This window comes from Paucibacter sp. Y2R2-4, assembly GCF_025717535.1.
In the GTDB taxonomy this organism is placed as follows: Bacteria; Pseudomonadota; Gammaproteobacteria; order Burkholderiales; family Burkholderiaceae_C; genus Paucibacter_A.
Genome location: NZ_JAJIRO010000003.1, coordinates 527399 through 539458, shown reverse-complemented (window position 1 = coordinate 539458; position 12060 = coordinate 527399). Strand labels below are relative to the sequence as shown.

Annotated in this window: 13 protein-coding genes and 1 pseudogene; 11 read left to right on the top strand and 3 right to left on the bottom strand. The window is 55.5% G+C overall.

All coding sequences use genetic code 11. The features are described 5' to 3' along the window. Positions 1–127: 127 nt before the first annotated feature. On the top strand, positions 128–337 hold the full coding sequence (locus tag LNV06_RS13720) for a hypothetical protein (protein ID WP_263538854.1): 210 nt from the start codon (positions 128–130) through the stop codon (positions 335–337). A 15-nt stretch (positions 338–352) separates the two neighbouring features. Here LNV06_RS13720 and LNV06_RS13715 read toward each other — a convergent pair whose 3' ends face one another. The 3 genes from LNV06_RS13715 to LNV06_RS13705 form a co-directional block, all read right to left on the bottom strand. After that, positions 353–1060: a DNA/RNA non-specific endonuclease gene (locus LNV06_RS13715; RefSeq protein ID WP_411970120.1), complete on the bottom strand. Its 708-nt coding sequence runs from the start codon at positions 1058–1060 to the stop codon at positions 353–355. Between the two features lie 218 nt (positions 1061–1278). Beyond that, a complete protein-coding gene (locus LNV06_RS13710; protein WP_263538852.1) occupies positions 1279–2652 on the bottom strand; it encodes a Y-family DNA polymerase in 1374 nt (457 codons plus the stop codon). A 20-nt stretch (positions 2653–2672) separates the two neighbouring features. After that, positions 2673–3137, bottom strand: coding sequence for a LexA family protein (locus tag LNV06_RS13705; RefSeq protein ID WP_263538851.1), 465 nt, complete (start codon positions 3135–3137; stop codon positions 2673–2675). A gap of 501 nt (positions 3138–3638) precedes the next feature. On the opposite strand from LNV06_RS13705, the gene LNV06_RS13700 reads away from it, so the two are divergent. From LNV06_RS13700 to LNV06_RS22665, 10 genes and pseudogenes are all read left to right on the top strand, one after another. Continuing rightward, a complete protein-coding gene (locus tag LNV06_RS13700; protein WP_263538850.1) occupies positions 3639–4313 on the top strand; it encodes a hypothetical protein in 675 nt (224 codons plus the stop codon). A gap of 142 nt (positions 4314–4455) precedes the next feature. Then, a complete protein-coding gene (locus LNV06_RS13695) occupies positions 4456–4962 on the top strand; it encodes a hypothetical protein (RefSeq protein ID WP_263538849.1) in 507 nt (168 codons plus the stop codon). 74 nt (positions 4963–5036) lie between these two features. Then, the gene (locus LNV06_RS13690; protein WP_263538848.1) at positions 5037–5531 is read left to right on the top strand and encodes a hypothetical protein; all 495 of its coding nucleotides are present in this window, start codon (positions 5037–5039) and stop codon (positions 5529–5531) included. A gap of 1695 nt (positions 5532–7226) precedes the next feature. Beyond that, complete coding sequence (locus LNV06_RS13685; RefSeq protein WP_263538847.1) at positions 7227–7718, top strand: hypothetical protein; 492 nt, start codon at positions 7227–7229, stop codon at positions 7716–7718. 185 nt (positions 7719–7903) lie between these two features. Beyond that, positions 7904–8266: a hypothetical protein gene (locus LNV06_RS13680; protein ID WP_263538846.1), complete on the top strand. Its 363-nt coding sequence runs from the start codon at positions 7904–7906 to the stop codon at positions 8264–8266. Between the two features lie 67 nt (positions 8267–8333). Continuing rightward, positions 8334–8894, top strand: a complete 561-nt coding sequence (locus LNV06_RS13675) for a hypothetical protein (RefSeq protein WP_263538845.1) — start codon at positions 8334–8336, stop codon at positions 8892–8894. Positions 8895–8942: 48 nt separating this feature from the next. After that, a complete protein-coding gene (locus LNV06_RS13670; protein ID WP_263538844.1) occupies positions 8943–9401 on the top strand; it encodes a hypothetical protein in 459 nt (152 codons plus the stop codon). 108 nt (positions 9402–9509) lie between these two features. After that, a complete protein-coding gene (locus LNV06_RS13665) occupies positions 9510–9812 on the top strand; it encodes a hypothetical protein (protein WP_263538843.1) in 303 nt (100 codons plus the stop codon). 810 nt (positions 9813–10622) lie between these two features. Continuing rightward, entirely contained in the window at positions 10623–11747 is a 1125-nt protein-coding gene (locus tag LNV06_RS13660) for a hypothetical protein (protein ID WP_263538842.1), read from the top strand. A 105-nt stretch (positions 11748–11852) separates the two neighbouring features. Further along, positions 11853–12007: pseudogene (locus LNV06_RS22665) on the top strand (transposase); the annotation flags it as partial. Between the last annotated feature and the right edge of the window lie 53 nt (positions 12008–12060).

Here is a 12060-nt window from a genome sequence, read left to right as displayed (position 1 = left end):
GAAGGCCGAAGCCGCAAAGCCAGAGCCGGCTCTAGATTTCGGCGATTGCCAGTTACACGACCACGAGCACGGCGCAGGGATACACCAGGTCCTAGTCTCACCCGACACCATGCAACGGCGGCTATCGATGCTGAAAGATGGATTTCAAAGCGATGAAGACCATGCAAAACGCGAAGAAGCGCAGTTTCAGCAGCACTCAAGACCAAAGTCGGACGACCCGGATTTCTGGGCAGTATGGTCAGGCAAGGACGGCACGGGGCAAGCAATAGAACGTACAGCAGATTGGAAATCAGTTGCGGACGAATGGCAGCAAGTTGGTCCGCAAACGCAAGGTTGATGTCTTCCGTTGGGATCAACGTGCCAATGCCCCTGGCGGGAGCCACTCCACACCTGTGCGCTGCACCAACTCCGAATAGCTGATTGGCTTCGATGCGACCTCATCATCCATGTTTCTCTGCCAGTGAGCCCAAGCTTTCCGAGTCTGACTGTCGAACACCAATTTGAAGATATGAGTAGGTACACGGACACCATTGGCCCCGATCCGCAAGCTTTCAGAGCCAAAAACCGGCCCGGTAATCACGAAAACATCGCCGTTGGCACGCTGTACATACTTCCGCGTGTCTTGTTCGATCTTCGACCAGGCACCGGAATTGTGTCGAATCGACTGAGGCACCATATTTGCCAACGAGAAGGATTGGGCAAGAGCCTCCTCCGTGGCCATATCACCTGACGGCGCCATGTGGCCGCGGGAATAGCCAGACCGCTTGTAGTCGTCAAGTTCGGCCCGCTCAGCAAGAGGCAGCCTTGCATCAGCAAAGAATCGCTCATTCTGGCGTTTGATACCGCCCAGGGCCTGCTTGTTGAGGCGCTGAGCAACGAATACTGGTGTTTTCGTATCACCACTGTGCAGTACCGCAAAGCTCCCATAGCAAAGCTCACGAACACGCGGATTGCGAGGAACGGCAGGCGGCTGGCGTTGGACGAAGAAGTGGGCGCAGCGCGCAAATGAGGTCGGCAACTGCGCTACCTCCTCTGCTAGCGAAGCCGCACTGGCCGGCAGTAGCCATGTAAAAAGACCGGCAACAGCAAGTGAGATTAGGGAGCGGGAAACCAAGAAGTGCACTTGAATTTGAGGGAGGGATAGCAGCGAGGGCCTATTGGATCAGATGCATTGTTGACAACCGTGCTGGTTATACGAGGTTGCGAAACATCCCTTGGTGCGACGGGTGAGCAGGCATTCTTCGTTCAAAGATGAAAGAAGCCTCAAGGCCCTCCGACCTAAGCCCTCACAACCGCGATATCACCCCAACAAGTCGTGTACTGGGGCGTGCGCCGCTCCTGTTTCATGGTCCACCCTTTACGGTCCATTTCCAATCCGGCGCCAGCAAGTTTCAACGAGCCTCGCCCGTACCGTCTATTGACCGCATCCATCGCTGACATCAATTTCGCGCTGCCTCGCTGTCCGCTTTGATGGCAAGAAACTGCCGACCCAGACACGCCCTGCCCCCCTTCGCGGTCATGCCCTGGCGGGGTCTCGATAGCATCAAAATCCAGCTCACCCTGCTGCACGTCAGTTGACTGCAAATCGACCAGCATCACCCCTGCTTTGGCGTATTTGAAACCCGCCTTGTAGATGCCTCGAAGACCTGCAATCGCCGAAGTGGTGAGTAGCGCGCTATCAGCAGTCGGTCTAAGCAAGGGCACGGTCACGGTCGCGCTGTACTGCGGGTCATCCTTCCGAAACGGGCTTGTTCGAATGAACACAACGATGGCCCCCGCTGCACTACCTTGCCCTCGCAGTTTCTCCGCCGCGCGACTTGTGTATTCAGTGATGGCGGTGGCAAGGTCACGACCCTTCGTCACCGCATGGCCGAAGGAGCGGCTCACCATGATTTGCTGTTTCGGCGCAGGCTGGTCATCGACCTCAATACACGGGGTACCCTTAAGTTCGCGGACGGTCTTTTCCAGGATCACCGAGAAATGCCGCCTGGCCGTTGAGGCATCAAGCCGCACCAAATCAAGAACTGTGCACACGCCCCCCTCTCGGAGTTGTGCCCCGATGCGCTTGCCAACGCCCCAGACTTCCCCGACATCCGTTGCAGCAAAAACGGCATGCAATTCGTCCTGCGACATGGCACCGAGATGGCAAACCTGCCCCAGCTTCTCCGGGTAGCTGCCAGGCTTGCGTTCGGTGGTTTTGGCGATGTAGTTGGCAAGCTTGGCCAGAGTCTTTGTCGGTCCGATGCCAACGCCACAGGGGATACCAACCCACTGCAATATTTGGGCTCGCATGTTCCGACACATAACGACCAAATCACCCTGAACTCCCGTGAAGTCAAGAAATGACTCGTCGATCGAGTAAATCTCTTGCCGAGGAGCGTAGCTCGACGCAACAACCATCATCCTGTCAGACATGTCTCCATAGAGCGCAAAATTTGCACTCAGAGCCACTAGGCCATGGTCGCGTTCGAAATCCTTGCATTGAAACCATGGGTGGCCCATTCGCACGCCAAGGGCCTTGGCCTCGTTTGAGCGCGCAATGGCGCAGCCATCATTGTTGGAAAGCACGATGACGGGCCGGCCAAGAAGGGACGGCCTGAAAACCCGTTCGCATGAGACATAGAAATTGTTGCCGTCGACAAGCGCAAACATAGGCTTTCCGCACGCCGATCTTAGACACGCATCGATTTGATGGCCGTCGTGACGACACCCCAAACTTCGACGGTCTGACCGTCACGAGGGAGAATGTCCGGGTAAGTCGGATTGGCTGCCTGTAGCTTCAGGTTGATCCCACGCTTCCAGAGCCGCTTAACAGTGAACTCGCCATCTACAACGGCGACAACGACATGCCCATGTGACGGTTTGACAGCACGGTCTACGAGCACCACGTCACCATCATCGATACCTGCTTCACGCATGGATGCCCCGCGCACACGCATCATGAACGTGGCCTGAGGGTGCTTGATGAGCTCTTTGTTGAGGTCAATGCGCTCGACACCATGGTCCTCTGCGGGCGAAGGAAAGCCGGCTTGGACTGAGCCGAGGAGACCCTTAACCCAGGCGCCATCTACGGCGACAACGGCAATTGGTGCGTGTGGGCCTTCTATCGAGGACTGCGCTTGAAACATACTGTACATACATACAGTTTACGCCTACTGGACACTTTTGAGACTTTGAACATGTCCCCGCAACGGGAACTGGAAAGTGGCAAGGCCACCAAGGTCAACAATGTGCCCGTTGCAGTCATCCGTATTGGCTTCTTGAACCTGGGGGATCGTCCAATTGCAGACATTCGTTGAGGTCCGCTTTGTTGCAGGGTGACTGAACGCAGCGCCGGCAGTGCAGGTGAGGTCTGCGGATGCAGGGTTTTGCGGGGTGGCAAAGCCTCGCTCGAGCGTGGCAACATGTGGTCGCCTGAGCTCCGGCAAGGCACAGAAGAAAAAGTAACAAGCTGCCGGGTTTGGTTGGAAATTTGGTACTGTATGGAAATGCAGTATGGGGAGGAATAGTACAAATGCATCAAGCACTTGAGACACGGCATGGATCCGACGTTAGGGCGCACGGGCTGTCGCCCTACAACACGTTAGGCCGAGTCAAACAACCGTACCGTTACTCGAGATGTTACGAAGGGAAGCATCTTGCTTACAGAAGAACTACATAAACGCGCGCAGCAATTGATTGCGACAGGCAAGGCTGTACTTGCTACGGCATACAGCACCGGAGGCCAGTACAACGTCAACTACGTACAAGATGCACCCATGACAGGGTTCAGAACGGCTGCGTTGTCATTTATTGATCGCACATACGGTCGAGAGCACCCACACTACGAGCAGTTCCATAAAAGCACCCTGCGCCACTACAAAAGTGATGCTGAGGCAGGAGTCGCAATACTTGAAGCAATCGCGGACGAAATTGCAGGCGGCTGGCTGCTTTCCATCAAAAGCTTGGTGTCTGCGGAAGTCTTTGCGGATTTTCTCGAGATGGCTGAACACCTGCTTGAGTCTGGCTACAAGGATCCTGCGGCCGTCATGTGTGGATCAGTATTAGAAGAGCACTTAAGACAGCTATGCCAGAAGCACTCCGTGTCTACCGAGGAAGAAAAAGAAGGAAAATTTATTCCTCGCAAGGCTGACAGATTAAACGCTGAATTAGCAAAGGCGGATGCGTACACGAAGCTGGATCAAAAGCTTATTACGGCTTGGCTCGACCTCCGAAACAATGCCGCGCATGGGAAGTACGAACTTTACTCAGCAGAGCAAGTAGCTCAAATGCTTGCCGGTGTCACTGAGTTCATGGCACGAGTGCGTTCTTAAACCAATGCCTAACTGTCGGTTCAAAGTGGACGCCAGCACTGGCCATGGCTTCGCCATTTTCATGGCCAATGTTGGTGCCCTACGCGCATCGCGCTCCGGCGCTGATTAACCTTGGCGTTAGGCGTCGCAATCTACTTCCCGTATGGTCAAGCTCGTAGATTCAACCCCCTGGATTCCGCTGATTGGTAGGTTGTTCATTGCCTTCGGCAGCATTGAACGAACCTCTCATGACTGCATTCGCGAGTGGGCAGGAGAGAAGATTCACAAGCACTTTGCCAAGGCATCTCTTTCTGCCCGCCTTGCCCTCATCGCTGATCTTTGCGAATCCCGAGAAGCATCCGAATCCACAAAGAAGGCGTTCAGTGCAGCGGTCTCGGAGGCCCGATCACTGTCAAAGTATAGAAACCTTGTAGCCCACAATCCGCTGTGCTTAGTATTCCTACAAGGTGATCTTGATACTCAGGTCCTCGAGGCTATAGCTTCAAACGTCGACGACAAACACTTGAGGCTTGAAGATCTATCAAAAATTGCTGAATCGGCGGAAAGATGTGAAACAAAGTTGCTACAAGCGTTCGTCACTTTTCGCGCGGAGGCTCTTGATCTTGAACACATAGAGCACTTCCCTGGTTTGGGGAGCCGCGACGGCTAACCCTTCAATCGAGAGGTCGTCACCCGGCAAGCCTGGCGCCGTCTCTCATCTCAAACGCTAGGACTCACGTTCGCATGTCAATCTCCACGCCATCCCAAGTCGCAGCGTCCGACCCGCTTCGCGAAATCACCAGGAAACAAGGTCGAAGTCTCGTTGTGACCTCCTTTCTTGCACTCGCCGTCGTCTGGGGCGGGTTTGTCCCTGGTGAAATTCAGGCATTGGGAATCAAGCTGACTTCGGCCAATCAGTGGGCGCTCATCCTTCTTATCGCATCAAGCTGTACTTTCCTGCTTCTCTCGTACTGTCTGTGCCTCGCCTCGGACTTTGCCACTTGGCATCTAGCAAAACGCGCCTCCCACAAGCATTGGCACACGCAACGAGCGCGAGCCGAAACGCAGGAATCCAACTTGATCGCCCAGGCTGAGTTCACCCTGCATAGCCGCACTTTGCGCATCGTGAACCTGATCACGCGGCACCACCTCCGAATGGTGCTTGCCGTCCACCTTCTCGCTCCTGTGTCGTTGGCGCTCCTAGCCATCGGAGCCTGTGTGGTCAGGCTTGCACGGTGAGGCCTAACCCCTCGGTCAACAGGAACACCAACGGCGGTGTTACCAGCACCCGCCCGGTGGTGGTACGCAGTACATTTTTGCCGGCCGGGCACTGGCCTCCCACCGGTGGCGCCCGATTACCTCGAACGTTGGGGCCCAAGAAGACCGTTTTGTGATTCGCAGATATCCTGAAATGCGACCGTCCAGTTATCGTCAATACGCGTGAAATGAAATCAATACACATTCTTGTCGCCGGAATCATCCTTCCTGGGGCAATTGCCGTCGCGTCGAAAAGCAAGATCGTTCGAGGCGCGGCTGTCAGTGTTCAGCTTGGTGTTGCGCTTCTCGCGGTATCAGGCGTGTTTGGCTAGCCTATGGTGCTCCGTACAAGCTCGACGCATTGCTCTTACCTGCAATCCACTGGCCCTCAACTGCCGGAGGGGTCCAACCAGTCCCTCGAGTGGACCACCACCAACTGGCCGCACCTTGCTGCCGGCTTATTCTCAGCTCCGCGCGGCAAACTGGCTCCGACCCTTCAAATCGAGAGTTAGGCCTCTGAAAGCTCATTGGTCATGTCCGAAACTCTTTCTAGTCTCACTGATAGTCAACTGCATCGTTTGATCTACTCGAACTGGGACTTCCAGCACGGCTGTCTCCCTACAACACGTTAGGCATCGAACTATGGCGAAGTGCCCTAACTGTGGATTGACGCTTAACATTCGAAGCAGCAGTTGCCCATCTTGCGATGCGCAGTTCACTGATCCGAAGGGCTGGAGGCCGGTAGCAGAGTCAGAGAGTGAGGCAGAAGTTTGGAAGGATCAAACCGTTCCTGATAGTCGACTTGATGGTGCAATGAAAGCCTTCTTCATAGCACTAGTTGCGTTCCCTGTTCTCGCTGGTGCCCTATTCGTGATACCCGGAATTGGATTCTTGATTGGCAGTGCATTCATTGTCTCCGGCGGTGATCCAGTGGCCTTGCTCGCCATGATCAGTCTTGCGGTTGCGTTCGCGTCTGCTCTGGTTGTGTACTTAATTCGAAGCAACGATGCCTAACACCTCGCTGGAGCCGAGGCCCAACGGCATTCCACCTTGGCCCGGCCTGAGGTACGCGCTTCATTCTCTCAGTCCGGGCCAAGGCGTCCTGCCGTCATACCCGGCTCAGCTCAAACGTTAGGCATCGCATGGAGAAGATCTGCATCTTTTCTCTAGAACGCCATGAAGGCCCTTACGAAAAGTGGCCGCTAAGGACTCGACTCTTTGTGAACGGTGAGCCGATCAACGCCACTGTGCCGGGATACACCCTTCTCCATCAGTTCAGAACGGACTATGGGTACCTCTTGGTTACAGATTGCGACTGCCCCTTCGAAGAGACGACGAACTTCGTTCTCATTGACTCAAACTCAATGAGAACCTTGTCTTGCAGGCAGTTCTTCGTTCCCTATCGTTCGTTCAACCTCGACAGCTTGGAGTGGCTCGACAACAAGACCGCCAAGGTCACTTTCTACAAAGACGATCATTGGCTACTTACACTTCGGTCAAATGGCATCCCGTTCATTTCACCCAGGATAAAGGTCGAACGAATCCAGTCGCCAACCGAGGCCGCCAATGCCTAACCATTCCATCGAGGGGACGGCCAACGGCGAGCACGGTTTGTGCTGCTTGCCGAGGCTGGTGCCGCCGTCGTCCGCCCCTCATGTCAAACGTTAGGCCTCACAAATGCGACTCCTCGCCGCCGCCTTGCTCCTTTCCTTCTCGATTGCTGGCAATGCGTCGGAGGTTGCTTTCCCTGGATCTACAGTAACGCTGAAGATCGACAAGGCTCCCGCAACACACAAAATTGATCAGCTGGGCCGGGTCGTCGTCGTTCCAGCGCCAGGTGTCGCGTATCAGTTGAAACTCGGGCCTACAGGTACACGTCCAGCCGGGGCACCGCCCTTCGACGCAAAGGGTTTTGTAGAAGAGCTCGCGAAGCGGAACAAACGTGATCTGTTAGAAGTTCCTGGAACGAATTACACAGCCTTCGTCGAGTACACCAAAGTACAAATTAGAGACGGCTATAGAGTTCATGAAGTATTCGGTGTTCAGGCCATGCGGGCACACTACATAATGTTCACGGCGCTGGTCTCTGAAGAGTTTGTCGCGGCGGAGCAGGTTCGTCAGCATCTCGGCGAGAGACTGTGGGCCGTTCTCGCAGCGGCGTCCGAGTGAGGCCCACCCCCTCGCTCAAGCCGAGAGGCAACGGCGCGCCGCCTGGCCCGCGAGGCCGCTACTCATATCATCGGCCTCGCGGGCCAGTCGTCACACCGTCGGCCCCCGCTTAGCTCGAACGTTGGACCTCAGACTCCGCGACATCGCGATTTCCAGCCTGCAAAACCTGACAAGTCGGATTGCCCATGCGATCGCCCACGCCCCTCATCATTGCCTTGGCGCTGATCAGTTCAAGCCGCGCCGCGCCAGATCATCAAGCTCCCGCAAAGCTGACTGGTACCTATTCGATCGGCACATCCAGCTTGACCGATCCGGCCCCAGGCGACGCGAAAGATTCACTTCTTCGCCTGTACTTGACCGGCAGCGCGGCCAGGGATCTTTTCAACGCAATATCGTCCAAGCAAAAGCGAGACGAGTGCTTTGACGACGGAACGATGACGAAAGTATCCGGAGAGATCATGTGCGCCAAGCACCCAAAGGGGGCGCATGAGTGCTGGATCGGCATCGATCTGAAGAAGCAGGCGCTAGCCCCTGGTTTCGTATGCTGAGGTCCAACCCACCGCTGCAGCAGACGGCTTCGCCGCCCGCTGACCTTGAACGTTGAACCTCGCAGCGATGCGTTTCTATACGTTCCTGAAGACTGGCGTCGAAGTGTTGCACCTCGGCAGCCAGCATTCGAATGGCAATGCCTGGCCGCTCGAACATTGGAAATCAAATCCTGGACGTTGGCGGCTTTTTACACCTGGCATCGACGCCTACTTAAATCAACGACTCGCCGGGCGGTCCTTTGGAGCATCGATTGAAATCTTCATGCTTGTGCTGGAAGTTGCCGACTTCGAGTCTTGGGGAACTGGAGTAGCTTTTGCGGGGCCGGATGGCCGCACCTCGTACATGCCCAAGCATCGCGAACTTCGTAGCGTCGGGCAGATCAATTGGTTGGATGTTCAGATGCTCACGCCTACGAAGCAACTCCGTGCGTATCGGACTGCAGCGCTTGCTGCGATCCAGCGAGCCTCCGAGGCCACGAGAAAGCCAAAGGATTTTTTGTTCGCGGAGTTCTATCAGGCTATTGATCTAGTGCTCGGGGCGACCAAAATCTCGCAAGTATCTCGTTCGGCACTTGAGGCAAACGAGGTTCAACCCTTCACTGCAGCGGCCGGCTTCGCCGCCCGCTGAGATTTCACGTTGAGCCGCACATAAGACCACTTCCAATTGCCCTCTGCCTTGAAGTTGCATTCCACCCCAAGCGATCGCGTCCCCTTTGCAGCAAGGGTACGGATGAACGTCGCATCAAAGTTCGAACTCGTGGCTGAAGCCTTTGGTTTAGCTTTCGCTGCATCTGGCGCAACAGTGTCTGTATTGCTGGGAAAGTTCATCATCGGCATCGTCCTGGCTGCACTCGCCGTTGGGTTCCTCCTACGATTGAAAGGCCGAAAAGCCAGGAGCGCAAGAGCGGAGCTGGTGCGGCCCACAACTTTCGCGCGGTTCGTGGCTGCCCTTGTCTCGGCATGTGAAGTTGCTGTATTGGTTGAGGCAACAAACCTGCCCATTCGATTTGACCAAGCTGCCTTTCACATGGGGCACTGGTACCTCGTCCTTCTGGCGTTCTTCGCCTCCTACTTCTTGCAGCTGCCGCTCATTGCCAGGCTGTTCGGCAAGCGGGGCACGCGCGGTGCGACCTAACCTCTCACTCAACTGGACCCGTGACGGCATGCCACCTACGGGCCTCATTTCATTCTGGCCCTACGGCGTCCTGCCGTCGCGAGCCGGTTAGCTCAAACGTTGCCCAACATGAAACTCGTTGTCACCAAAGAATTGGTTTGGTCTGCAGTCTTTGCAGGCGTCGGTCTAGCATTTACTTACCGCGCCGCTTTTGGAGTCGATCGAAATATTTTGCATTCGATGCTTTTCAACCTTGGCTGCGGTTTGTCAGGTTTTGCAATTGCAATTCAGCCGCACGCACTTTTTGAGCGAGTCGAGCGCAAGGGATTGAGTTTGCAACTGCCAAAAGCGAAAGGAATCGCAAGTGTCCTCAACGTGGCAAGCCTTTTTTTCTTAGGCTGTGCGTGCGTCGCTTGGCTTGGGTCAGCGTGACCGAACTCGCACTTCTCTCTTGTCTGGAGGCGAAAGAGTGCTTAATAGACTATCAGTCAAACACGGACCGCCTGCGGCGTCCGTTAACTTAGTGCGTTGAACGACAGCATTCGGGCGCTGCAACGCAGGCGGGCAACCTCAGCTTTCGGGTCTCAACTTCCTAGTGGTGTTCTGACGCGAATGTCCACTACGGGCACTGACCTGCCCATCGAAATTCAAGCCAGCGGGCCTTCGGCAGCTCCGTGCCCAAAGCCGATATTCCAGATCCAAGGGCGTGGCCAGCACAGAAGGGATTGGAGTCGTTCGCGTTTCCAACCTGACTTCACGGTGGTGCGCGCGCAGCAGGCGTTGACTCATCCGCAGACCACCCGGCTTCAATGACCGGTCGATGGCCACGTAGGTAAGCGCGGCCTGACGGCCCTCTTGGGGAAGCGCAGTAGATCAGATGTCGACCACGTGCGCCGCAATACTCCAAGGGTCACCGCGCCATTCACCCGGTCTTCTGGCAGCTTTCCAGCTCAAGGCCACGGCGTGACGGACCTCTTCGACTTGCTGGGCTGGCGACTCCTGCACGCCCCTTTAGTCCCACCCAAATCACGGCTTGGGGTTGACCGTGAACGATCCGGCAGCCAAATAGTAGTAGCCCCATGTGCCCTCCATTGCATCAACAAAGCTAGTGACGCCTGCTGTTGCTCAAAGGCAAGCTTATGTACATGATCTCTGGGAAAGTCAGAAACTGGTTTAGCAATCCGGTGGAGCTCACCGTCTAGGTGCAAGTCACCCGGTCAACATTTTCCGAGCGGAGACCTTATGCAACTGCTGCGACACCACATGAAGTGCAACCTCCTGATCGCGCCCCTGCTGCTTTGGCTTTCGCCTGTTGTTGCTCAGATTCCGGCAGAAGTTTGCAAGTCCCTCTTTCAGGACGGCTTGTATGAAGTGAATTCGTCGAAGTCGCGCTATTCGCAGGTCAGTATCGCGGTTGAACACCTGTGCTCGTCTACAGCCTCCACTGTGGAGCAAGCCCGGGCGATTGGTCTGGACTTCAAAATTCCGAATTTGCCAGTGGCAATCGGTTTCACCGGGTCTTCAACGGACTTCAGTAGCTTCAAACAATCGTTCTGCTCTGACTATTACTCAAGCACGAGTACGAGCGTCAAGCTAGACGAGTACACAAAGAGGGTCTCGACAAATGCGGCCGAGATAGTCAAAGCCTGCACTGGGCAACGCGGCTTTTCCGCTTACATCACCGGGGAGTATCCGCCGACCGATGATTTTGTCATCACGATGGTCTACAACGCACCGCCATCGGCGCCGAAGAAATTGAAGGTAACGACTGCATCGCCGGGAAAAAAGATCGTGTGTGACGGCGGAACAAACCTAACCGCAACGACAACGGCGGTGTGCAGTTTGATGCAGGGCGCGCAGAGTTCCATCATCGCATTCAACGTTGACCCAGCTGCCGACATGCTAGTCAGCACGATCAACTATTCCAAGACAGTCCCAACACCCCCACCTCGACTGACGGATAGCAAGTCAATCAAGGTGCCAGTCTCAGGAACCGTCAGCTTGAACATGGGAGGACCTGGCCAGGCGATATTGACCGTATCCGGGCGCATGAGCATGAATGGCACCAAACCCGGCCCGAGCGCTTCGATCAACGTGTATGTTGACGAGAAGCATCAGCCACGCTGCAACGCCAACGTTAGCGGCCAAGATGGCCCACAGGCCGGGGACTATTACTGCGATATCCCGATGTATGTGCCTACAGGTGTCACCTCAGTGAGAGTCGTTCAAGATTCCAATAACGGCGACCCCGCCGGCCTTACGATCAGCGCCAAGCTAGAGCCGGTAGGGTACATGCAGAAGTCAATCTCACTGGATAAGTTCAACGCGCTCAAGGACCTTCTTCACATCACCATTGCAAAGCCATAGCGAATGCTCACGCTGCGCTGCAATAGCAATAGACATCCCGTAAGCGCTCCCCATAAGTAGACAGCCTATAACTGGAGAAAGCGACCCGAGGAGGAAAAGGCCCAGATAAGGAAGATCAAGTTCAGCGAGAGCCAGATCGTGGAGATCCTGAAGGAAGGCGAGGCTGTATTGCCGGTTGCAGGTTGCAGGTTGCCGAGGTGTGCTGCAAGCACGGAACCAGCGCAGCGACCTGGTACAGCTGGAAGAGCAAGTACGCAGGCGCCAGCGTTCAAAGTACGAGTTTCACACGCTCTAACGCTGCCATCGTCCTCAT